The following is a 23,384-nucleotide window of genomic DNA, read 5'->3' as shown; positions in this document are numbered from 1 at the left end:
CCTATGGAAGAACAATTTTTTTCTTATTATCCTTCCCCTCTTTATATAGAACAATTTTCTTGCCAATCACCTGTACAACCTGCGCGTGTGTTCTTTCTGCTAAAATCTGCGCCAGCTCTTTTGGATCATCCCCACAGTTTTGCAGCACGCTTAATTTGATCAGCTCTCGTACTTCCAGAGCCTCGGAAACCGCCTCTGTCAAGCCTGGCGTCATGCTGGACTTTCCTATTTGAAAAATAGGCTCCATTGTCATAGCAAGGCTCTTTAAATAAGCTCTTTGTTTTGTCGTCATTTCTTTTTCTCCTGTTTCTTATTTATAATAATCAAACTGAAGCCCGTACATTTTTACGGTATCCCCTTCCTGGATACCTGCCTGTTCAAGCTGTTCTAAAATACCTGTATCCTTTAAAAATTTCTGGAAAAATGCAAATCCTTTTTCTGAATCTAAATTGGTATATCCAAGCATTTTTTCAATCTTAGGGCCTTCTACTACATAGATGTCCTCCTCCTTCTCTACTGTAAAAGGAAGATCCTCATAGATTAACTCATCCTCCGGAAAATATTCCTGTTCAAATACAACGGGCGCATCATCCATGGACTCCAGCTGTCCGCTTACATAGTATAAAAGCTTGGAAATTCCCTGTCCAGAAACACCAGATATAGGAAATACAGGTATTCCCTGCGGCTCAAATTCTTTTCTTAAACGTTCCACCGGATCTGCTTCTTTATCATATATCAAGTCTGTCTTATTTGCCGCAATCACCTGTGGGCGCCTTGCAATTTCTGGATTATATGCTTTTAATTCCGCATTGATTTTATAGATGTCCTCAACTGGATCACGTCCCTCTGTACCAGCGGCATCTACAACATGTATCATTAACTTTGTACGTTCAATATGGCGTAGAAATTCATGTCCAAGTCCCACGCCTTCAGATGCTCCCTCAATCAATCCAGGTATGTCTGCCATCACAAATCCCTTTGCTCCTTCTAAGTCTACAACACCCAGATTCGGATTCAAGGTCGTAAAATGATAATTGGCAATCTTAGGATCGGCATTCGTGACACGTGAAAGCAAGGTAGACTTTCCTACGTTTGGAAAACCAACCAGCCCGACGTCTGCAATTACCTTTAATTCCAACAAAACCTCCAGCTCCATTGCAGGCTGCCCTGGCTGTGCATACTTGGGAACCTGCATAGTTGCAGTGGCAAAATGTTGGTTGCCAAGCCCGCCTTTACCTCCCTTTAACACAATCTGCCGTTGATTATCGCCGGACATGTCAGCTACTACTTTGCCGGTTTTTGCCTCTTTGACAACCGTTCCCTCCGGAACATACAGGATTAAGTCCTTTCCGTCCTTTCCGTGGCATTTTCGCTTTCCGCCTTCTTCCCCGTCACCCGCTGCATATTTCCTTTTATGTCTAAAATCTACCAGGGTATTTAGTCCTTTGTCAACTTCAAAAATCAGATCGCCGCCTTTACCTCCGTCGCCGCCATCCGGCCCTCCATTTGGAACATACAATTCTCTGCGAAAGCTACAGTGCCCGTCGCCGCCTTTACCGGATCTTATAAATACCTTTGCTCTGTCTGCAAACATAAATACTCCTTTTTACCATTTGTTCTATATTTCTAAGTTTATTAAGAAAAATAGCATAAAAGCCCCAGACCGAAAAGTCTGAGGCTTCACTGTTATACTATTATTCAGCCACTGGATAGATAGAAACCTGTTTCTTATCTCTTCCTTTTCTTTCATATCTTACGACACCATCTACCAATGCAAATAAAGTATCGTCTCCGCCGCGGCCGACATTCACGCCTGGATGAATTCTGGTTCCGCGCTGTCTGTAAAGGATATTTCCAGCTTTTACAAACTGTCCGTCTGCTCTTTTCGCTCCTAATCTTTTTGACTCGGAATCACGTCCGTTCTTGGAAGAACCAACTCCTTTTTTATGCGCAAAAAACTGAAGGTTCATCTTCATCATAGTATTTACACCTCCTTGAAAATTATGTCAATGTATGAATCATATTCTCTGCTGTTTTCAATCTCCTCAACTCCGAGAATCATCGACTTCAACAGAAGCTCCGCGTCTTGCGAAGGGGAATTTAAAAAACGGAACTCTACTCTGCCTTTTTCTTCATCTGAAACAGAACTTGTCTTATCTGAAGTAAATCTTTCAACAGAATTTATTGTGTTAATAACAAGTGCAGATACAGCAGCACAGACAATATCATGTCCGCTGTCGTCAAATCCTGCATGTCCGTCTACATCAAATCCCATATATTCATGCTTTTTGTTTTTATAAATTGTAATCTGAATCATCAAAACACCTGGTTAAGCGTTGATTTTTTCAATCTTAACAGCTGTATACTGCTGTCTGTGACCATTTTTCTTATGGTATCCAGTTTTTCTCTTGTACTTGTAAACAATTACCTTTTTTGCTTTTCCGTTTTCAACTACAGAAGCTGTTACTGTTGCCCCTGCAACTGTCGGGTTTCCAACAACCAGTTTGTCATTATTTACTGCAAGTACCTGATCAAACGTATAAGTTTCACCGGCTTCTACACCAAGCTTTTCTACTTTAATGATATCGCCTTCAGCTACTTTGTACTGTTTACCACCTGTTGCTATAATTGCGTACATATGGCACCTCCTATTAACATTACTCGCCAATTATGGTGTCTGCCTGCAAAAGCAGAACTTAAAATACCTCATTGTGCGGCATACTAGTGTAGTATATCATAATCATTCTCAATACGTCAATAGATTTCAAAAAAATTATTTATCACAGTCTTCCAGCCGTTCATAGCAGTATTCAATGATGCTTCGCCGCGTTATAATGCCAATAAATTTCTTCTGATCATCTACCACAGGCACAAAATTTTGATTCATTGCCTTTTTAACCAAGTCCTCCATGTCTGAATCTGCAGATACCACGTCGTAATCTGCTTTACGTGGGAAATCCTGTATAAGGATGGATTCGGCCTCTTTTAAATTTAAATCCGTATAGGTTTTAATTCCCCAGAGAATGTCACCTTCTGTAATTGTACCCACATATTCTCCTTCACGGTTCAACATAGGAATGGACGCATATTTGTGATATTCCATAGTCTCAAGCACCTGGCGAAGCGTAGCATAGTCATAAATATACGCAACTTCATTTTTGGGTTTTAAAAAGAACAAAATGTTCATTTGATTCCGCCGCCTTTTTTCTTTTATCCGCTTAAATCTGTGTCAATACAAAAATTTCATATAATGCCCGAATCGCATTTTTAAATTCATCATGTCTGACTCCGACAATGATATTTAACTCACTGGAGCCCTGGTCGATCATTTTTACATTAATATGGGCGTGTGCTAAGGCGGAAAAAATTCTTCCGGCTGTCCCGCGCGTAGAACGCATACCACGCCCTACAACAGCAATCAGTGCAAGATCCGACTCAAGCTCAATGTGATCTGGATTTACTGCCTTGTGGATACCTGCAAGAATTCTCTGTTCCTTCTCTTCAAATTCATTTTTGTGCACAAAAATAGTCATTGTATCAATGCCAGAAGGCATATGTTCGATCGAAATATTATTTTCTTCAAATACCTGCAGAACTTTCCGGCAGAATCCAATCTCTGAATTCATCATCGCCTTTTCAATCGTAATAGAAACAAAGCCGTCTGTTCCTGCAATTCCTGTAATCGTGTATTTGGGCTGCCTGCATGTTCCTTCCACAATAAGTGTTCCCTTATCCTGGGGGGCATTGGTATTACGGATATTAATCGGGATTCCCGCTTTTCTCACAGGGAAAATTGCATCCTCGTGTAAGACACTGGCGCCCATATAAGAAAGCTCCCGAAGTTCTTTATATGTGATTGTCTCAATAGATTTTGGATTCTTGACAATTCGTGGATCTGCAATTAAAAAACCAGATACATCTGTCCAGTTCTCATATAAATCCGCGCACACTGCCAGCGCAACTAAAGAACCACTTACATCAGAGCCGCCTCTTGAGAACGTTACAACAGTGCCATCCTCCTTTGCCCCATAGAATCCAGGTATCACAGCGTTCTCCATATTCGCCAGTCTTTCAGACAGCAGTATATTTGTAACCTCATCATTAAAGCTGCCGTCATCATTAAAACGGATAACCTGCGCGGCATCAATAAACTCAAATCCTAAATATGCTGCCATAATAATTCCGTTTAAATATTCTCCTCGTGAAGCGGCATAATCTCTTCCGATTTTTTTGCTGAAATTTTCCTGTATTATATGAAACTCTTTTTCTAAGGAAAGATCCAGATTTAAGCCGTCTATAATCTCCTGATATCTTTCGTGAATTTGTTCCAGCAAATCTACAAATTTTTTTTCTTTCACTGCCGCTGCATAACAGTTGTACAGCATATCCGTTACTTTCGTATCTCCTGAAAAGCGTTTCCCCGGAGCAGACGGAACTACATAACGTCTTGCCGAATCCTGGCGGATAATTTCTCCTACCTTTTTAAATTGCTCAGCGCTTGCCAGAGAGCTTCCGCCAAATTTTACTACTTTCTTCATCTTTTCTATTTCCTCCAGACAGTTTTTTCACTATTAGTGGGAAAATCCTGTATTCTCCGCATTCTAGTACCATATTATACCGCTTCTTTAAAGTCTTGTAAATCTTTATTTTATGACGTCCGCATATTGTGCACCCACTGTCTCTTTCAAATCATCCGGACGCAGCTTTATCTGCATGCCTGGTTTTCCACCGCTGACGTACAAAAATTCCAGATTTTGGGCGGTGGTGTCGATCACCGTAGAATATTGTTTTTTCATCCCGATTGCAGTGCATCCGCCCCTTATATAACCTGTCACAGCGAGCAATTGTTTTACCGGAAGCATTTCCAATGCCTTTTCCTTTACTGTACGCGCCGCTTTTTTTAAATCTAATTCCGCTTCTATCGGTATGACAAATACATAATATTCCCCGCTTTTTCCTGTCGTTACAAGGGTTTTATACACATGTGCGCGTGGAAGTCCGGCTTTATCTGCCGCAGTAATTCCATCTATAAAAACAGCACAGTCATAAGTCTGGTATTCATATGGAATTTTATTTCTGTCTAAAATCCGCATAGCATTTGTCTTTAATTCTTTTTTACTCATGTTTCCTCCTTTATCATTATATACGATTATACAATCTTAGAAGCGAAGTAATATTTAAAAATACAATTCTTATACAAAACAAAAATAAATCGTATTATTGTATGCAATTTATAGCAGCAACTACTTCGTGCAATGGCTTGCGCACTTTTTTCCTTGTTATCTCTACTAATTGCAATGGTGTGACATCTACAAGTGTTGTCTGTATTGGGTCTTTTTCTAGATATGCTTTGAATTCCTTTAGGAGCGCCTTCCATTCTTCGTTGGAATCCATATTGATAAAATCCACTATAATTATTCCAGAAAGATTCCGAATTCTAATTTGATGTGCTGCCTCTTTTGCAGCCTCTAAATTCACCCTAAAGCCTGCATCCTGGCATTTCTTTTTTGCAGTATACTTACCGGAATTGACATCTATTACCGTCAGCGCTTCTGTCGGCTGAACAATCAGGTATCCTCCGTTTTTCAACCACACATGTTCTTTCAATGCTCGCTCTAATGCCTGCTCTGTACTGTATAATTTAGAAAGAGGGAGTTGTTTATCCTCATAAAGCCTCAATTTAGGCAGGATTTCAGGTTGTTCCTTTTCAAAATAATTATGTATTCTTGTATACAATTCATTGTTTTCTACAACAATTTCTTCTAGTCCCTCTGTATACACATTTTTTAAATCTGTAATATAAGCCGGAGGTGCCGATTTTAGACAGGAATAACAGGGTCTTGTCCTGGCCCTTTGCAAAATAGCATCATATTCTTCTTTCAGCCTGTATATTTCCTTGAGCACTTCATCAAAAGAAACTGTCGCCGCGTTGGTACGGACAATCACTCCAAAAGCATCATTCTTAAGATGGGCAAGTTCTGCTTTGTATGCTTCTTTTTGTTCTTTCGGCAATTTGCTTGATACACCGATGCGGGTATTTCCATGTGTCAAAACAGCGAACCGGCCTGTGAGACTTATGTTGCTTGTGACAGTCGCCGCTTTTGTTTTTACTGCTTCTTTATTTATCTGCACGAGCAGCTCATCATCTATACAAATTGGCTTTTTTCCCTTTTTATCTGTAAAAAAAGCATGTTCTGCCTGGCTTATATCGTAATAACAGGTAATTCCTTTCTGAATTTCGATAAAGGCGGCTCCAATATTTGCCACGATTGTCTTGACTCTTCCTACATAAATATTTCCAAGCTCCGGCTCTCTTTTCTGATCTTCATTCTTTAAGGAAGAGCAGTGTATCTCAACGATTTTATCCTCTTCTAAAAAGTAAGTCCATACCGTCGTTTCCTTAAGAATGATCAAAACTTTTCTCTTTTGACACATCGTTTTTCCTCCAAATATGTTCAGGCATACGTCTGTGTTATATCTTTTCCCAATGCTTCTAGTGCAACCAGTTTCTTTTCTTTCTCATCTCCTGTATCTGCATACATCTCCATTCGATGGTGGAAAAATTTGAACTCTTTGGGAGAAAGCTGCAGAAAGTTTAAGAATGCTTCCATAACAAGTCCTGGTTTTACATTCTCTTTACTTCCGGCAGCTACCTGCATGTATATTTTGTCTTCCTGTGGTTCAAGCCGATAAATAAGAGGACGGATATTTACTTCCCGTTCACTTCTCTTTGTCTGTTTTAAAATCCATATTTCCGGCTGACTGTAAAATGATGTAAGCTGTTCTGTCCAATCTGTCGGAAGCTGTCCTGCTGCAACGCTTGTCAGGTAATCTGCCGCAGCTAGGATTGTCATACCGGTCATTTTCTTCTCATCTGCAATTTTTTTGAAGCTAATGACCTCTATCCCTTCTACACACGCTTCATTCATTCGTCTGACAGCTTCTTTGCTTTCTATCGGTTCCTTTAATTCAATGTCAAAATATTCCCCGTCACTGGAAAGTCCAATACCCAGGGGATTCGCAAAAGACATAATCATATGGGGACTGAATCCTCCTGTAAATGCAATCGGTATTTCTGCCCTGCGCATGACCTTCTGGAAAAAGCGCATCACATCCAGATGCCCGATAAAACGCATAGCTCCGTATTTTCTGAATTTAATTCTTGCTTTCAAAACAGACACCTCCTCCAAAGGATGCAGCCCCGCAGCCAGAACATTTTTCTTTACAGTTTAAAGTTATCTCCCCTTTCATGGCACGTTCCCATTCTTTTCTCAAAAATCCACGTGTTACTCCAATATCAATAAACTCCCAGGGGAATCGTTCTTTTTCGTCTCTTTCACGAAGTGTATAAAATGCGATGTCTGTGCCTGTATTTTCAAATGCCTGCATCCAAAGTTCATTATGAAAAGACTCTGTCCAGGAGTCATAAAGACACCCCAAACGATATGCCTCTTCTATCACCCGTCCTATTTTCCTGTCTCCGCGTGCCATCACGCCTTCTAAGACAGTGACTTGTGCATCATGCCAGTTATATTTTAGGCTTTTTCTGTTGAGCTGCTCTTTAAACTCCTGGTTTACAACTGCCGCCCGATGCATATATTCACTGCTTGTCAGCATTGGCGCCCATTGAAATGGTGTAAAGGGTTTGGGAACAAAGAAGGAAGAACTTGCCGTAATCTGGCATTTTCCATACCTTTGTTCCTTTGGAATTTCATAATATCTTCGCGCCACCTTGTCCGAAAGACGCGCAATTTCTTTCATGTCCTCTTCTGTCTCTGTCGGAAGCCCCAGCATAAAATACAGCTTCACTTTTGTCCAGCCTCCTTCAAAGGCTTGTCCGGCCCCCTCTAAAATCATTTCCTCCGTCAGTCCTTTGTTGATGACATTGCGCATTCTTTGGGAGCCCGCTTCCGGTGCAAACGTCAAACTGCTTTTCCGAATATCCTGTACTTTTTTCATAACATCCAGAGAAAACGCGTCAATTCGCAGAGATGGCAGAGAAATATTGATACCCTTTTCATGGAATTCATCGATTAAAAATGAAACCAGCTCCTTTAACTTGGAATAATCACTGGAGCTTAGTGAACTTAAGGAAATTTCCTCGTGTCCTGTATTCTTCAACATTCTTTTTGCGAGCTGTTTTAGGTGTTCCACATCTCTCTCTCTTGTAGGACGGTACAGCATGCCGGCCTGACAGAATCTGCATCCACGTATACAACCTCTCTGAATTTCCAAAACAACTCTGTCTTGTACTGCTTTGATAAAAGGAACAACCGGAGCTTCGGGGTAGGGCGCATGTGTCACATCCATTACAATCTGTTTTTTTACCACAGAGGGCGCATGCGGGTTCGTAGGGTAAAATGCCGCAAGTGTTCCGTCCTCGTTATATTCTGCTTCGTAGAATTGCGGCACATAGATTCCCTCTATCCTGGCAGCGCGTTCTAAAAATTCAGTCCTGGTTCTGCCTTCGCGTCTGCACTGTTTATATACATCGAACAGCGTATCATATACCGTCTCTCCCTCTCCGATATAAAACAAATCAAAAAATTCTGCCAGAGGTTCCGGATTATATGTGCAAGGTCCTCCGCCGATTACAATGGGATCTTTGTCCTGACGCTCCTTTGCGTGAAGTGGAATTTTACTTAAATCAAGCACCTGCAGAATGTTGGTATAACACATCTCAAATTGGATCGTAATTCCAAGAAAATCGAACTCTCTGACAGGCGTCTGTGATTCCAGAGAAAAAAGCGGAATCTCCCTCTCCCTCATAATTTTGTCCAGATCAGTCCAGGGAGAATACACCCGTTCACACCATACATCACTTCGTTTATTGAACATATCGTACAGAATCTGAATACCTAAATGAGACATTCCTACTTCGTACACATCTGGAAAGCAGATGGCAAAATGAATGTCTATTTCCTCCTGTTTTTTCATAACGGCATTTAATTCCCCGCCTATATAACGCGCAGGTTTTTCAATATTTAATAATATTTCATCTTCTAATGCTAATTTTCGCATAGGATTCTCCTATATATTTTTTTCATTTGCAGCGGCTTCATTATATCATTTTCAGGGTATCTTCACAAGAAATATTTCATTTTACAACTGCTTCCAGACTTCCTCCAAAGCCTCTACGTTCATTTGTTTTTCAATCTGATTGACAATCTGTTCGCTTCCGACTTCTGCTACTTCTATTTTATTTGTGTCTATGCATACATAACAGACAAAACACAATATCCCCAACGCAGCGCGAATGAAAAAGCTGCTGTGCGGTTCTTCCTGCCCCTCTTTGTCATACAATTCGTGAATTAAGTTTCCGTAGCGTGGATGAACCGCCGGGAGAGAGGTATTTTCATCATATAGTTTTCGTGTCTGGCGCAGAAGATCGCGGCGCCGTTTTTCTGATTCTGTCAATATTACAGCACTCCTTTCAAAATTCCATTTTCTACTTGCGCTCAGTATTGTATAGGGAATCTTGTTCCCTATACAATAAACAAAAGACATAGGATACAGCTTCTACCATATCCTATGTCTTTAAAAATTTTTTTAGAACGGTAACGGCAGATGTACAATCGTCCGCCACACTAGCGCTCGGCAAGTTCCTTTGTGATGTCTTCCCATGTTACATTTTTTTCCGCCATAAGAACCATCACGTGATAAAGGAAATCTGAAATTTCATATTTGATTTCTTCCGGATTCGGATTTTTTGCCGCAATTACAATTTCTGTTGCTTCCTCTCCTACCTTCTTCAATATCTTGTCGATGCCTTTCTCAAACAGATAATTTGTGTAAGACCCTTCTTTGGGATGTGCCTTTCTGTCTAAAATCGTATGATATACATTTTCAAAAATCTGGAGAGGATTCTTAGCATCATAATCATTTCCTACAATCGGCTGATAAAAGCAGGTTCTGTTTCCAGTATGGCATGCCGCCCCAATTTGTTCTACCTTTGCCAGAAGGGTATCCTTATCACAGTCTATAGCAAGTGTCCGCACATATTGAAAATGACCGGACGTTTCTCCTTTGACCCACTGGGATTTCCGGCTTCTGCTGTAGTAAGTCATCCTGCCTGTCTTTACCGTATTTTCAAATGCCTCCTCATTCATATATGCCATCATCAGCACTTCATTTGTCTTAAAATCTTGCACGACAACGGGAAGCAGGCCATCGGAATTTAACTGAAACTCTGAAAAATCCATCAAGCTTTCAAAGGAGGTCATCTTAATTCCTTCTTTTGCACAGATTTCCTTAAACGCATTAAAGTCCATACTTTTCTGGCTGATAAACATACCAGATACACCTTTTACCCCGTCGCATTTTAAAATTTTAAGAATTTCATTCTGTTCCATTGTATCGGTGACCACGACACATGGAATTTCTGTAATATTCATTACGGAATTTAAGTCCAGCCGATGCATGAATACAATCTCTGTACTGTATTCCTCAATTAAATGCTGTTGTTTAAACAGAGCGTCAAAATCATTCAGAGAAACAGCAATCCGTTCTTTTCCAAACCGTTTGGATATCTCTTCAATCAGTTCTATAGATGTCTGTTTGGAAAAATTGAGCATTGCCCGTTTGGCTCCGGCGTAGAGAATCTTTTTCACATCCTCCTGCCTGCGAATATTTCCGCCCGCTATCATTGGAATACGGATCACACGATGAATTTTCTTCATCAAGTCAATCGCCTCATCATGCTCTTCATCGGAATTAGACAAGTCAAAAATAATCAGTTCATCTGCGCCCATTTCACTGTAATGCTTCGCCAAAGCAACAACGTCCGCTGCAATGACTTCTCTATTGTCAAACCAAGTTACCGCTTTTCCTCCATCTATAAAAATACATGGAGTCAATCTTTTATAGCTCATTTGTCCTTTCTCCTTTATAAGCTGCCCTTTGTAGACCACACTTCTTTTATCCTGGGTTCTTCTGTTGTCGCAGCATCCAGCGCCTTTCCAAATGCCTTGAACAGCGCTTCCGCCATATGGTGATTGTTTCCACTCTCCAGAATTTTCAAATGGAGGTTCATCGCTGCGCTATAAGATACTGCATAGAAAAATTCTTTGATCATTTCTGTATCCATTTTCCCAAGAAATGGAACGGAAAAGGAAGCATCATATTTAAAATACGGCCTGCCGGACAAATCAACGGCACTCAAAGCAAGTGTCTCATCCATCGGCAGGATGAAAAATCCATATCGTTTGATCCCTGCCTTGTCCCCCAGAGCCTTTGCTATCGCCTGTCCAAGTACAATTCCTGTATCTTCAATGGTATGGTGGCTGTCTACCTCAAAATCCCCGCGTACACAGACATCTAAATCAAACAAACCATGCCGCGCGAATCCATCCAGCATATGATCAAAAAATGGGATTCCTGTGTCAATATGATTCTGCCCTTGCCCGTCCAGACAAATGGTCAGAGAAATATCCGTTTCTTTTGTCTTTCTTGTGCAGCTTCCTATACGTTTCATAATCAGTCCTCCTTTTCAAAACGGACTTTGATGGAGTTTGCATGCGCTGTCAGTCTTTCCGCCCTGGCAAACTGTTCAATCTCTTTATGAACAGCCTTAAGAGCCTCCTTTGAGTAGGAGATGATACTGGATTTCTTCAGGAAATCGTCAACCGAAAGCGGGGAAAAAAATTTGGCTGTTCCGTTTGTAGGCAAGACATGATTCGGCCCTGCAAAATAATCACCTAACGGCTCACTTGCATATTCCCCGATAAAAATTGCACCCGCATTTCGAATTTTTGTCATTACTTCAAACGGGTTCGCCGTCATAATTTCCAGATGTTCCGAGGCAATCTCATTTGCCGCGCCAATTGCCTCCTCCATTGTATCCGCTATCAGAATATGTCCGTAATTCTCTAAAGATTTCGAGATAATCTCTCCCCTGGAAAGCTCTGCGATAAACTGCTCTGCCTGTCTGGAGACTTCTTCTGCAAGCGGGCGGCTCGTCGTCACTAAAATTGCAGAGGCAAGCTCGTCATGCTCTGCCTGAGACAGCAAATCTGCCGCCACATACCGCGGATTTGCCGTCTCGTCCGCCAAAACCAAAATCTCACTTGGCCCTGCAATAGAATCAATACTCACATGTCCATAGACAGCCTTCTTTGCCAGCGCAACATAGATGTTCCCGGGCCCTACAATTTTATCTACCTTCGGTATACTCTCCGTCCCATAGGCAAGCGCTGCAATTGCCTGGGCGCCTCCGACTTTGTAGATCTCGTCTGCGCCGGCCTCATTTGCTGCCACCAGTGTAGTCGGCGTAATCTTCCCTTCCTTATCCGGCGGTGTGACCATGATAATTTTTTCCACCCCCGCTACCTTTGCGGGAAGGATGTTCATCAAAACAGAGGAGGGATATGCTGCCTTTCCGCCTGGAACATAGACACCAGCTTTTTGTATCGCAGTCACTTTTTGTCCCAGTATCGTACCGTCTGGTTTACTGTCAAACCAACTATACTGCATTTGCTTTGCATGGTAATCCCTGATATTTTTCAGCGCTTGGCGGATAATCTTAAGAAGCTCTTCATCTACCTTCTGGTAGGCTTCCTTAATTTCTTCTTCAGTCACCCGAATCGTATCTGCGCATAAGTGAAAACCATCAAATTTCTCTGTATAGTCAAAAAGTGCTTCGTCTTTTTTTTCTTTTACTGTCTCAATGATTTGCTGTACGCTTGCTTCATATTCTCCGTAATTATTCGGGCTTCTTTTTAACAATGCTTCTAAAAGATTCTTCTTTGAGCCTTCGTTTAACTGTTCAATGCGCATCTTTTTTCTCCCCTTCCTGCAACAGCCTTCTAAGATTTACAATCAATTCTTTGATCCGTTCATTTTCCATACGCATGCTGACTGGATTTACAATCATGCGGGCAGACAAAGAGCAGACATCCTCCAGGACAACCAGTCCATTTTCCTTCAAGGTAGAACCTGTCTCTACAATATCTACTATCACTTCGGAAAGTCCTACAATCGGAGCCAGTTCAATAGAGCCATGCATTTTGATAATCTCTACGGTCTGGTGTTTCTTATTATAAAAATAATCTTTTGCAATATTCGGATATTTCGTGGCAACTCGGATCAATTCGTGATGCTTGAGCAGCTCTTTTGCCTCTTCATGGCCGCAGACGCACATCCTGCAGCCGCCAAACCCGAGATCCAATACCTCATGGACTTTTCTTCCTTCTTCTACAATCGTATCTCTTCCGACGACTCCTATATCTGCGGCACCGTACTCGACATAGGTAGGGACATCAGGCCCCTTCGCCAGAAAAAATTTCAGTTTTAAATCCTCATTGACAAAAATAAGTTTCCTGGAAGCTTTATCTTTCATCTCTTCACAGGTAATTCCCAGCTTTTCCAGCATGTCCAGCGTTTTACTCGCCAGGCGCCCTTTGGTAAGGGCAAATGTCAAATATCTCATAATCTGCTCCTTCTAATCCGGCTTTCTCGCTGCATCTACAGTTTTTTCATCTCCGGTCTTTAAATTTATCATTTCTATTTTCAAGTCGTCTCTTAAATATAGCATACTCACTACATTCTGTCTCTTTGCATACTGCATAAAATGCTCCTTCTGCTCTCCGGTCTCCCTTTTGTACATGCCGACACATTTCCCCTTCGCACGAAAATTCTTTGCCAGCGAAAGCGCCCATTTCTCTGTATCCTCTGTATAAACGATCAGATGGATTTCTCTTGTTTCCACTGCAATTTTCTGACGGTTTAATGCGCTCATCAATTCATCTACAATGATGGCAAATCCAATGGAAGGCGTGCTTTTTCCGAATTTCTCTAGAAGATGGTCATAACGGCCTCCACGAACAATGGCATCTCCTGTCCCATATGTATATGCTCTAAAAATGATTCCAGTATAATACCCATAACTTCCACTCATACTCAAATCGAACGTAATATGCTGCTCTACTCCATACAAGGTGAGCAGCTTATATATTTTCAGCAGTCTTACAATCGCAAGCCGCGCATTGACCGACGGTGCAGCCTGCGCCGCTTTCTCCATAATCTCAGGGCCTCCTGTCAATTCTGGGAGAATACGAAATGCTTCTTTGATGCTTCCCTTTACACGGTAAGTATCCAGAATCTCTTCTACGCCAAAATAGTTCCGATTTGTAATTAAAGAATGAAGCTCTTCTTTCTTTTCTTCCTCCAGTCCGGTCGCCTCCATAAGACTCTGGATAAAGTCGACATGTCCGACACTGACCTGAAATTCTTTTAATCCGACCTTTTTTAATCCATCAATTACCATAGCGAGCATTTCTGCATCTGCTGCGGTTGAATCCAGACCAATCAGCTCTGCGCCAAGCTGTGTGTTTTCTTTTAACCGCCCTTGATAACTAGAATGGTTAATAAAAGTATTTCCCACATAGCACAGACGAATCGGAAAATCTTCTGATTCAAAAAGTGTCGCCGCAGCACGTGCCACAGAAGGGGTAATATCCGGCCGAAGGGCTAAAATATTCCCATCCCTGTCAAAAAATTTATATAATTCCTGTACAGAAATTGTACCGATCTCTTTACGAAATACGTCAAAAAACTCGAAAGTCGGCGTCTGTATATCCTGATACCCATATAAATACAGGGTGTCCAGCAGTCTTTCCTGCAGTGTCAGCTTCCTCTTACATTCTGTATTATAAATATCCCGAACTCCTTCCGGTGTATGGAGCTTTTCTTCCATAATTATCCTTCTCCTCACTTTATCGTGCTAATACACTAAAATCCTTTTGTCATTATACGAAGTTTCTTCTTCTATGTCAATCCCTGCAGTCCAAATCCTTCTGAATATAGTCCAGATACGGTACAAAACAATTGTTTTTAAATCCCATAAAAAATCCAGGATTTAATTCTTCATACCGAAAACTTTTCCGGCCTCCCTGTTTTGCTCTTTTCCAGAATTTTAATATCTCTGTAAACTGCATATAATACAGCTCATTTTTATGGCTGAAATAGAGAAGCAGAAAAGAAATGCCGCCCTGCGCCTCGTATTTTTCCATAAATTGTATCTGATGCTCATGGATATTTTGTAGGGGAAATGTATCTGTACTACACTCCTTTGCATCAAAACAGACAGGAATTCCCTGCACTGCCCCGATATAATCCACCGTACTGATTTTATCAAAATATGCCAGCGTAATATGACGGTGTTCTTTATCTATTTTCACAGGTGTAATGGGCGTAGGAATCTTTTGAATAAGAGCCAGGCCCAGTTCCTCATACCATTCATTTGTTCTGTTTATGAAATCTTCCAGCGTGGAGCCCCTAAGTCCTCTAGAGTTCCATGTCGCCATCTGGATTCACTCCTTTCACACGCAGTATCCTTTCGAAAAGAGACGGGAGAGGCGCTGTAATTACCATACCGGAAATTTCTTTTAACTCGCCTTCACAAACGGGCATGACAAGCCGATATGCATGCAGCAATTGTGAACGACAGCCAAACTCTTTTTTATATGATTCGTTTATTTTACGGTCTCCATATTTATAGTCCCCTATCAAAGGATGCCCAATGCTTGCCAGATGCGCACGTATCTGGTGTGTTTTTCCGGTTATCAAATGTACCTTTAAAAGAGTCGTGTCCTCCATAGAAATAAGCGGAACATATTCTGTCTCAATATAGGCTTCCTCCTCGTGTCCTTCCTTTTTATCTGATTTTTTTAGAACCGTAACTTTATTTAACGTTTTGTCTTTAGTAAGAAACCCACGAATACACTCTGAAGATTGTATGTTTCCTTTTACCAGGCACAGATAATATTTTTTTACGGTTCGTTCTCTAAAGCAGGCAGTTAACTGCTGAAGAGCCGCGAGCGTTTTTCCCGCCGCGACGATTCCGCTTGTATTTCTGTCCAGCCGGTTGCAGATAGAAGGTCGGAAAGTAAGCAGCTCTTCTTCTTTCATCTGCCCGCTTTTTAGAAGATATGTAAGAAGATGTTCTACTAAGGATTCGTCTTCCGGGTGTGCTTTCTGTGAAAGCATACCTACCGGTTTATTGATAAAAATTACCTTTTTGTCTTCATACAGAATATGCAGCGCTTTCTTCGTGTATTGTATACGTGTATCCGAAAATTTGCTGATAGTCTCCTCTGATAAAAAGAGCCTTACTATATCCCCTGTATTTAGTTTCTCATTCCCCGCTGCTTTTTTTCCATTTAACGTAATATTTTTCTTGCGCAGCATTTTATACAGAAAACTTTTCGGAGCATTTTTTAAGTATTTTCCAAGCAGCTTGTCCAGCCTCTGCCCTGCTTCATTTTCACAGATATTAATTTCTTTCATGTCTTATTTACCTGCTCTCTACATAGAAATATTTAAAATCGTATGCAGAATACGCGCCTCTATATCTTTTGTATCTTCCTTTTCTACTGCCGCTATATTGTCCATTCCTTCAGCGCGTGCCAGAAACGCTTTATACTGATTTAATATTTTTACATGCGCGCCGGAAAACTGGTTTTCGATCAGAATACTTCTGATATATCTGGAAGCCTCATTTACATCGACTTTACTATAATGGGTATAGCCGACTACTGTGCACCCGGATATGACGACACAGTCAACGGGCATGATCTTTTCCCGACTTGTAATAATCATATCATATCCAACGGTCAGATGTGTAGTAACATGGTTCACTTCTTTTGTCAGCTTCTCCTCCACAGAAGGATACGGGAATCTGCTGATTACACCTACCAGCGCTTTGGAAGCAGGCAGACAGCCCAGAACCGCCACGACTGTAAGCATATTCAGACGTGTGTGTGTCTGACTGTAACCGAGCAGAAAAATCAGAATCACAATTCCAAAATAAATAACTGTACGAAAAATCTCTGCTTTCTTTTTATAATTCAAATAACCAGGCATACCCTTTTGTACTTTTTTCATGTGTAAAACCTCTTAATTCTTTCCAATTCTCTCTAACCTTAATACCAAAGCATGCGGAAGAAGCTTAGCGGCAATCTGCGCCCCTTTCATAGGAATTCCATATACAGACACCGCTTTTCTGGCGCGTGCGTCTAAAAGCGCCCTTCTTACCACCTGCGGTGCTTTTACCATCACTTTTTCCTTCAGTCGACTGTCCGTCGGACCTGAAACTTCAAAAAATGCAGTATCTACCGGACCAGGGCAAACAGCGGTTACATAGATGCTCTTTTGTTTCACCTCTGCCCCTAATGCTCTGGAAAAACTTAAAACATAGGATTTTGTCGCGGCATATACTGCAAATCCAGGCTGTGGACAAAATGCGGCGGCAGAAGCGAGGTTTAAAATCCTGCTTCCCACCGACATATAGGGCAGGCAGGTCAGTGTCATCCTTGTCAGTGCCTTGCAGTTTAAATCAATCATCTGTATTTGGCTTTTTGCGTCATTTCTGTATATATCTTCGATATTTCCGCTTTTTCCGAAACCGGCAGCATTCACCAGCATCCGTATATCCGGTTTTTCTGTCTTAAGAAGCTGTGCAAGTCTCTCATATATTTCACTTTTCATCAAGTCTGCGCTGATCACTCTTACGGGGACATTTACTTCCAAAGAAAGCGTATCCAGCGCATCCTTTCTCCGTGCAATGACCCATATTTCATTTAACGTCTGGTAAAAATGTCCTATTTGTCTTGCAAATTCTCTTCCAATACCAGAGGAAGCCCCTGTTATAACCGCAATTTTCATATACTCTCCTTTTTTCTATGCATGTTTCGTATCTTCTTTTTCTTTCCGGCATATTTCGTATCTGCCGCCGCTTTCTTTCTCCTGCGCGGCAGGATCAGACAGTGCTTTTCATATCCGATCAAATCCATTCTTCCTGCTTTTTTTAATGCCTCATACACCAATTCATAATTTTCCGGATTCCTATACTGAATCAGTGCCCGCTGCATTGCCTTTTCGTGTGGAGATTTCGGAACATAGACGTTCTTCCCTGTTCTGGGATCCACACCCGTATAGTACATACAGGTAGAAATCGTAGATGGAGTAGGGTAAAAATCTTGTACCTGCTCTGGCATATACCCTAAATCCCTGCAATACTCTGCCAGCTCTACTGCCTCTTTTAAAGAAGAGCCCGGATGGGAAGACATCAGATAAGGCACAAGATACTGCTCCTTTTTTATCTGTCTGTTCATTTTTTCATATTCTCGGCAAAACTCCTGATAAACGCTGTTTTTCGGTTTTCCCATCCTATTGAGCACTGCGTCGGATACATGTTCCGGAGCAACTTTCAGCTGTCCGCTTATATGGTGCTCGCACAGTTCTTTCAAAAATGTCCGGTCTTTCTCTGCTAATACGTAATCAAACCGGATTCCCGAACGGATAAATACTTTTTTTACTTTTGGAATATTTCTTAGTTTTTTCAGCAGCTGTATATAGTCTTTATGACTGGCATTTAAATTTTTGCAAGGTGTAGGGAACAGGCATTGCCGGTTCTTACAGGTTCCTGTGTGAAGCTGCTTCTGACAGGACGGATGTCTGAAGTCCGCTGTCGGCCCTCCTACATCATGGATATATCCTTTAAAGTCTTTTTCTTCGGTAAGCTTCTCTGCTTCCATAACAAGAGACTCATGGCTTCTCGTCTGGATAATTCTCCCCTGGTGGAACGTCAGCGCACAGAAATTACAGGCGCCAAAACAGCCTCGGTTGCTGATAAGGCTGAATTTCACTTCTGAGAGTGCCGGAATTCCGCCTGCTTTTTCATAGGACGGATGGTACGTTCTCGTATAAGGCAATGCATATATATCGTCCATTTCCATCTGTGTAAGCGGTTTAGAAGGGGGATTCTGTACCACATATACATGCTCGCTGTATTTTTCAACGAGACGTTTCCCCGAAAATGGATCGGTATTACAATACTGGGTATAGAAGCTCTTGGCATACCTTTTTTTGTCTTCTCTTAGCTCCTCAAAAGAAGGCAGAAGAAGCTTGTCATACACTGCATCTGCATCCGTCACTTTGACTACCGTTCCGTCTATATATGTCAGATCCTGTACAGCAATATGCGCATCCAGGGCTTCCGCAATCTCTATAATGGAGCGTTCTCCCATCCCGTAGGAGATGATGTCTGCCGCAGAATCTAACAGAATGGAACGCTTCAGTTTGTCAGACCAGTAGTCATAGTGGGCAAGCCTTCTAAGGCTTGCTTCTATCCCGCCCAGGATAATGGGCACATTTTTATATACCTGTCGAATGAGATTTCCATATACGGTACACGCATAGTCCGGCCGTTTTCCCATAACTCCACCGGGCGTATAGGCATCTTTTTTTCTTCTTTTTCTGGATACGGAATAATGGTTCACCATAGAGTCCATGTTTCCCGCTGATACGAGAAATCCAAGACGTGGCTCTCCGTACTCCATAATACTTTCTTTTCGCTTCCAGTCAGGCTGCGGAATCATTCCAATCTTATAACCGCGGGATTCCAGGAGCCGACTGATAATCGCATGTCCAAAGGAGGGATGATCCACATAGGCGTCTCCGGTAACATAGACAAAATCTACCTGTTTCCACCCGCGCTTTACCATGTCTTCCCTACAAATCGGTAAAAATTTCCGGCTCATTGTTTAAATTCCACATCTTTCATATGTCTCGTTAAAAATTTCAAAATAGTCACGAATAAAATAATCTGCAAGTCTCTTCTTTTCTTCTGTCAGCGGGCGGGAAAATGCATCATCTACCGCACAGACTTCCATCCCTGCATTTTTTCCTGCACGAATACCGTTTGGTATATCCTCAAATACCAGGCAATTTTCCGGCTTCATCTGCAAGTCCTCTGCTACCTTCAGATACACGTCCGGACTGGGCTTGCCAGAAGCCACCTCACATGCAGTCCGTACAGAAGCAAAATAGGATTCGATTTTCAGTGCTTTTAAGGCTGTCTCGGCAAGGGTACGCCCATTGCTTGTAGCAATGCCAAGCAGGACGTTCTGCTCCTGCATTTTATTTAAAAATTCTCTGGCTCCAGGTTTTAGACACACCTTTGTCTTATATAGTTCCATCGTCATATTCGTCCACTCTGCCTGGACTTCTTCTACCGTCTTATGTAGGCCGGGAAACATATCCACAAAATAGGCCGCTGTCTCTGTATAGCTTTTCCCCTCGATTGCCTTATGAAAATCCTCCGGCAAAGTCAGATGATACTTTTGTACATATTCTTTGTCTACCTCCGGCCAGATCCACATAGAATCTATCAGGGAACCATCCATATCAAAAATTACCGCTTTTTTCTCTTTTAACATAACTGCTCCTTTTCTTCTTCTGTTAATTCTCGGTACTCTCCCGGCTTTAATGTCTGATCTAGGACAAGATTTCCCATCTGGATCCGTTTCAAATACAGCACCTGCTTTCCAACCGCATGAAACATCCGTTTTACCTGATGAAACTTTCCCTCCTGGATAGTCAGTTCAATTTCGGAAACTTCACCAGAGGAAAGAATCTTTAGCTTCCCCGGCAATGTCCTTTTTTTCTCTCCAATATCTATCCCTTCTGCAAAGGACTCTATATCCGCCTGTGTTACCCTTCCTTGAATCCTGGCAAAATAGGTCTTGTCCACATGCTTTTTCGGGGAAAGTATCTTATGTGCAAATCCTCCGTCATTCGTAAGCAGAAGAAGTCCCTCTGTATCTTTATCCAGTCTTCCCGCTGGAAACAAGTCTTTTCTTGGATTTTCCATAAGAGATAATACGGTCTTTTCTTTTTTATCCTGTGTTGCAGACACCACCCCTGCCGGTTTATTCATCATATAATAGACATAGGGCGCATAGTGCACCTCATTTCCTGACACATATACACGATTTATATCTGTGTCAATCTTTGTATCCGGCCTTTTCACTACTTTTTTGTCTACTTCTACCATACCTTTTACAATCTGTCTCTTTACATCTCCACGTGTGGCCGCTGACATATCTGCAAGATATTTGTCCAGTCTTATTTTCATACAATACCCGTCCCTTTTTTATCTGCCTGACTGCCAGCGCCATCCCGGCAGATATTTATTCTTAAGCATCCCGTTTAAAAGCTTTCCAAAGCCTAAAGAATATCCATCCACACAGACTAGATACCATCCTTTTTCTGTATCTGAAACAAGATCCGAGACTTCCAGAGTCTCTCCTTTTAAGTATTTCACTACTCTCTCATCTTCGCAGGGAAAATTTAAAATATAGGGATACTCTTCACGTTTTAAATACATTGCAAGTGCCTGGCTCGGCTCAAAACGGTTCTTTTTCAGCTCTCCTAAAAGTAATCCTGTTCTAAGGAAACGCAGTTTTTTCTTTTGTGGGATCCCTTCTGGCATATAATAGACCCTTTCGCCGCGTATTTCCAGTCTTGTCCTGTCAAACGGCCGCTTGATGGACTGTAAAAATTCCTCTAATTCTACCGGCATCCTGCTTTCAAAAGCGCGCGCTTTCCCTGTCGGCTCTTTTTCCGGAATTTCTCCATTTTTCTTCAACAATGCAAGGAAATGTCCTTCCCCTTTCATGCGATGGGGGAAAATACGCACTGTCTTTTCAAGGTCTGCGTTCTCTGCCTGTACTCCGTTCCCAATACCATGTGAGAACCCTTCATATCCTTCCATCTCGCAGAGTTCGAATTCCGGACACTGCTCTAAAAGCCAGGAGATCACCTGCTCATTCTCACTTTGGTCAAACGTACAGGTCGAATACAGCATCATTCCGCCAGGTTTCAGCATAGAAGCCGCCTGTACAATAATACTCTTCTGAATTTTAGAAAAATAGGAAGGCCCATGTTCCTCCCATGCCTTTATCATTTTTTTGTCTTTCCGAAACATTCCCTCACCAGAACAAGGTGCATCGATAAGTATTTTGTCGAAAAAATTTTCAAACACTCCCGACAGCTTCCCTGGTTCTTCGTTTAATACAAGAAGATTTCCGATTCCAAACAGCTCTAAATTTTTTAAGAGTCCCTTCGCCCTGGAGGCACTGATGTCATTTGCCGCCAGGAGCCCCTCCCCTTTTAATTTTGCTCCCAGTTCTGTAGCCTTTCCGCCAGGAGCAGCACAGAGATCCAGCACCTTCTCTCCCGGCGTGACAGGGAGTCTGTCTGCGGGAGTCATGGCGCTTGGTTCTTGCAGATAGTAAAGCCCTGCAAAATAATAGGGATGCTTTGCCGGCTGTATCACATCGCCGTCATAGTAAAATCCATTCTGTATCCAGGGAATACGCTCTAAGCTCCAAGGAGCAATTTTTAAGAACTCTTCAACAGAAATCTTATTTGTATTGACCCGCAGGCCATAATGGCGCTCCTCCTCAAAACATTTTAGATACTTCTCATAGTCTGTTTTTAAAAGTGCGCGCATCTTTTCTTCAAATGGCTTAGGTAAATTCATTGTCTTTCCTCCACATGTGAATGATTATAGCATAAATCCCTGTGTAAAACTACCCTGTTGCCTCTCCGCTTAATAGACACAGGAAATCTTTCGTTTTTCTAAATATTTTAGTGCCGGATAAGGATTGACGCTGATTTCTTTTCCGTTTAGCGTAAGATAGATTCCTACATGCAGATGAACCGGAAAATTTCCTGTTGTCCCTTCCTTTTTACTGTAACCAGTATCTCCCATATACCCGAGCAGATCTCCTGCATGCACGTAGTCGCCCACCTCAACTTCAGCGTAAGAATCCAGATGTGCATAATAAAAATAGGCGCCGTTTTCTGTCTCAATTCCCAGACGATAACCGCCAAGTTCCAGCCAGCCCTTTTGGGACACTACTCCGTCTGTCATGCTGACGACCGGATAATACCCTCTTTTGTCCCTGGACGGCATAATATCCGTCCCTTCATGTCCTCTTTCGCCCTTGTAACTCCTTGAGAACATCCAGGAATTTTCAAAAGTGACGGACACATCCGGATGATTGGAAGCCTCTGGAACCGGAAAATATTTCAAGTCGTTCCAGATTGCCTTGCATGCCTTAACATAGGTGTCCCATCCATTCACCCTTTCCCACTTTTCCTTTGTCAGACACAGTGTTTCCACCGGATAAAAGGACTTTTTTCCTTCTGCCTCAAAGTCAGTTTCCAGCCAGTAAAGGGCAAGGAGCTCCCCGGGTGCTTCCATATCTTCTACTTGTTTGAGCATTTCTTCACTGACTGGCTGCATTCGAAACCCCTCTGTTTCAATTGTTCTCTCTGATAGGCGGCTTTCCGATGCACGCTCCATTACCTTATGAATAGAAATAGATAAAAAAAGAAGAAGGAAAAAATTAAAAATCAGATAATGACGATATACTCTCCTTTTCAAAAAATCCTCTTTTTCTTTTACTATATGAATTCAGAAAACAAAAAATACATTTTGGCAGCCCGCATAAAATACTCCCTGTCCAAAGGCTCCCTGCCTTTTTTATACATAAAAGCCGGTGCTGCTTCATATATCTAAATGAGCACGATTGCGG

Annotated in this window: 26 protein-coding genes; all 26 read right to left on the bottom strand. The window is 41.9% G+C overall.

Features of this window, described 5'->3' with window-relative positions:
* Position 1 precedes the first annotated feature (1 nt).
* The gene (yhbY, locus tag ACZ5C4_RS09460; protein WP_464520779.1) at positions 2–292 is read right to left on the bottom strand and encodes a ribosome assembly RNA-binding protein YhbY; all 291 of its coding nucleotides are present in this window, start codon (positions 290–292) and stop codon (positions 2–4) included.
* A gap of 18 nt (positions 293–310) precedes the next feature.
* Positions 311–1,594, bottom strand: a complete 1,284-nt coding sequence (gene obgE / locus ACZ5C4_RS09455) for a GTPase ObgE (protein ID WP_464520778.1) — start codon at positions 1,592–1,594, stop codon at positions 311–313.
* Between the two features lie 100 nt (positions 1,595–1,694).
* The gene (rpmA, locus tag ACZ5C4_RS09450) at positions 1,695–1,979 is read right to left on the bottom strand and encodes a 50S ribosomal protein L27 (RefSeq protein ID WP_059069518.1); all 285 of its coding nucleotides are present in this window, start codon (positions 1,977–1,979) and stop codon (positions 1,695–1,697) included.
* 5 nt (positions 1,980–1,984) lie between these two features.
* The gene (locus ACZ5C4_RS09445) at positions 1,985–2,317 is read right to left on the bottom strand and encodes a ribosomal-processing cysteine protease Prp (RefSeq protein WP_186874487.1); all 333 of its coding nucleotides are present in this window, start codon (positions 2,315–2,317) and stop codon (positions 1,985–1,987) included.
* A 12-nt stretch (positions 2,318–2,329) separates the two neighbouring features.
* A complete protein-coding gene (gene rplU, locus ACZ5C4_RS09440; protein ID WP_186874488.1) occupies positions 2,330–2,638 on the bottom strand; it encodes a 50S ribosomal protein L21 in 309 nt (102 codons plus the stop codon).
* 135 nt (positions 2,639–2,773) lie between these two features.
* Positions 2,774–3,187 carry a CBS domain-containing protein gene (locus ACZ5C4_RS09435; RefSeq protein WP_186874489.1) on the bottom strand — a complete coding sequence of 138 codons (414 nt, stop codon included), beginning with the start codon at positions 3,185–3,187 and terminating at the stop codon, positions 2,774–2,776.
* 31 nt (positions 3,188–3,218) lie between these two features.
* The gene (locus ACZ5C4_RS09430; RefSeq protein ID WP_464520777.1) at positions 3,219–4,538 is read right to left on the bottom strand and encodes an aspartate kinase; all 1,320 of its coding nucleotides are present in this window, start codon (positions 4,536–4,538) and stop codon (positions 3,219–3,221) included.
* Positions 4,539–4,643: 105 nt separating this feature from the next.
* Positions 4,644–5,123 (bottom strand): Cys-tRNA(Pro) deacylase, encoded by a 480-nt coding sequence (gene ybaK, locus ACZ5C4_RS09425; RefSeq protein WP_464520776.1) that lies wholly within the window; start codon positions 5,121–5,123, stop codon positions 4,644–4,646.
* A gap of 94 nt (positions 5,124–5,217) precedes the next feature.
* Positions 5,218–6,435, bottom strand: coding sequence for a ribonuclease E/G (locus ACZ5C4_RS09420; RefSeq protein ID WP_464520775.1), 1,218 nt, complete (start codon positions 6,433–6,435; stop codon positions 5,218–5,220).
* A 20-nt stretch (positions 6,436–6,455) separates the two neighbouring features.
* On the bottom strand, positions 6,456–7,172 hold the full coding sequence (locus tag ACZ5C4_RS09415; RefSeq protein ID WP_464520774.1) for a TIGR03936 family radical SAM-associated protein: 717 nt from the start codon (positions 7,170–7,172) through the stop codon (positions 6,456–6,458).
* The gene (locus ACZ5C4_RS09410; RefSeq protein ID WP_464520773.1) at positions 7,156–9,021 is read right to left on the bottom strand and encodes a TIGR03960 family B12-binding radical SAM protein; all 1,866 of its coding nucleotides are present in this window, start codon (positions 9,019–9,021) and stop codon (positions 7,156–7,158) included. Before ACZ5C4_RS09410 ends, ACZ5C4_RS09415 begins: the two co-directional genes overlap by 17 nt.
* A gap of 81 nt (positions 9,022–9,102) precedes the next feature.
* Positions 9,103–9,417 carry a hypothetical protein gene (locus ACZ5C4_RS09405; protein ID WP_464520772.1) on the bottom strand — a complete coding sequence of 105 codons (315 nt, stop codon included), beginning with the start codon at positions 9,415–9,417 and terminating at the stop codon, positions 9,103–9,105.
* Between the two features lie 170 nt (positions 9,418–9,587).
* Entirely contained in the window at positions 9,588–10,871 is a 1,284-nt protein-coding gene (gene hisIE / locus ACZ5C4_RS09400) for a bifunctional phosphoribosyl-AMP cyclohydrolase/phosphoribosyl-ATP diphosphatase HisIE (RefSeq protein ID WP_464520771.1), read from the bottom strand.
* Between the two features lie 14 nt (positions 10,872–10,885).
* Positions 10,886–11,473, bottom strand: a complete 588-nt coding sequence (hisB, locus tag ACZ5C4_RS09395) for an imidazoleglycerol-phosphate dehydratase HisB (RefSeq protein WP_464520770.1) — start codon at positions 11,471–11,473, stop codon at positions 10,886–10,888.
* Between the two features lie 2 nt (positions 11,474–11,475).
* Positions 11,476–12,774, bottom strand: a complete 1,299-nt coding sequence (hisD, locus tag ACZ5C4_RS09390; RefSeq protein WP_464520769.1) for a histidinol dehydrogenase — start codon at positions 12,772–12,774, stop codon at positions 11,476–11,478.
* Positions 12,764–13,426 (bottom strand): ATP phosphoribosyltransferase, encoded by a 663-nt coding sequence (gene hisG, locus ACZ5C4_RS09385; protein ID WP_186874499.1) that lies wholly within the window; start codon positions 13,424–13,426, stop codon positions 12,764–12,766. The genes hisD and hisG overlap by 11 nt, the downstream gene beginning before the upstream one ends.
* Before the next feature lie 12 nt (positions 13,427–13,438).
* On the bottom strand, positions 13,439–14,692 hold the full coding sequence (gene hisZ / locus ACZ5C4_RS09380; RefSeq protein ID WP_464520768.1) for an ATP phosphoribosyltransferase regulatory subunit: 1,254 nt from the start codon (positions 14,690–14,692) through the stop codon (positions 13,439–13,441).
* A 76-nt stretch (positions 14,693–14,768) separates the two neighbouring features.
* Positions 14,769–15,302, bottom strand: coding sequence for a Holliday junction resolvase RecU (locus ACZ5C4_RS09375; protein ID WP_464520767.1), 534 nt, complete (start codon positions 15,300–15,302; stop codon positions 14,769–14,771).
* Positions 15,283–16,284, bottom strand: a complete 1,002-nt coding sequence (locus ACZ5C4_RS09370; RefSeq protein WP_464520766.1) for an RluA family pseudouridine synthase — start codon at positions 16,282–16,284, stop codon at positions 15,283–15,285. Before ACZ5C4_RS09370 ends, ACZ5C4_RS09375 begins: the two co-directional genes overlap by 20 nt.
* 18 nt (positions 16,285–16,302) lie before the next feature.
* On the bottom strand, positions 16,303–16,881 hold the full coding sequence (locus ACZ5C4_RS09365; protein ID WP_464520765.1) for a hypothetical protein: 579 nt from the start codon (positions 16,879–16,881) through the stop codon (positions 16,303–16,305).
* A 12-nt stretch (positions 16,882–16,893) separates the two neighbouring features.
* Positions 16,894–17,661, bottom strand: a complete 768-nt coding sequence (locus ACZ5C4_RS09360) for an SDR family NAD(P)-dependent oxidoreductase (RefSeq protein ID WP_464520764.1) — start codon at positions 17,659–17,661, stop codon at positions 16,894–16,896.
* The gene (locus ACZ5C4_RS09355) at positions 17,658–19,538 is read right to left on the bottom strand and encodes a YgiQ family radical SAM protein (RefSeq protein WP_464520763.1); all 1,881 of its coding nucleotides are present in this window, start codon (positions 19,536–19,538) and stop codon (positions 17,658–17,660) included. Before ACZ5C4_RS09355 ends, ACZ5C4_RS09360 begins: the two co-directional genes overlap by 4 nt.
* Positions 19,539–19,541: 3 nt before the next feature.
* A complete protein-coding gene (locus ACZ5C4_RS09350; protein ID WP_464520762.1) occupies positions 19,542–20,216 on the bottom strand; it encodes an HAD family hydrolase in 675 nt (224 codons plus the stop codon).
* Positions 20,210–20,914 carry a pseudouridine synthase gene (locus ACZ5C4_RS09345; RefSeq protein ID WP_464520761.1) on the bottom strand — a complete coding sequence of 235 codons (705 nt, stop codon included), beginning with the start codon at positions 20,912–20,914 and terminating at the stop codon, positions 20,210–20,212. The genes ACZ5C4_RS09350 and ACZ5C4_RS09345 overlap by 7 nt, the downstream gene beginning before the upstream one ends.
* 18 nt (positions 20,915–20,932) lie before the next feature.
* Positions 20,933–22,324 carry an RsmF rRNA methyltransferase first C-terminal domain-containing protein gene (locus ACZ5C4_RS09340; protein ID WP_464520760.1) on the bottom strand — a complete coding sequence of 464 codons (1,392 nt, stop codon included), beginning with the start codon at positions 22,322–22,324 and terminating at the stop codon, positions 20,933–20,935.
* 69 nt (positions 22,325–22,393) lie between these two features.
* Positions 22,394–23,233 (bottom strand): M23 family metallopeptidase, encoded by an 840-nt coding sequence (locus tag ACZ5C4_RS09335; protein WP_243207043.1) that lies wholly within the window; start codon positions 23,231–23,233, stop codon positions 22,394–22,396.
* Between the last annotated feature and the right edge of the window lie 151 nt (positions 23,234–23,384).

The sequence above is a fragment of the Mediterraneibacter flintii genome (assembly GCF_055387595.1).
This window is presented reverse-complemented; position numbering and strand designations above follow the sequence as displayed.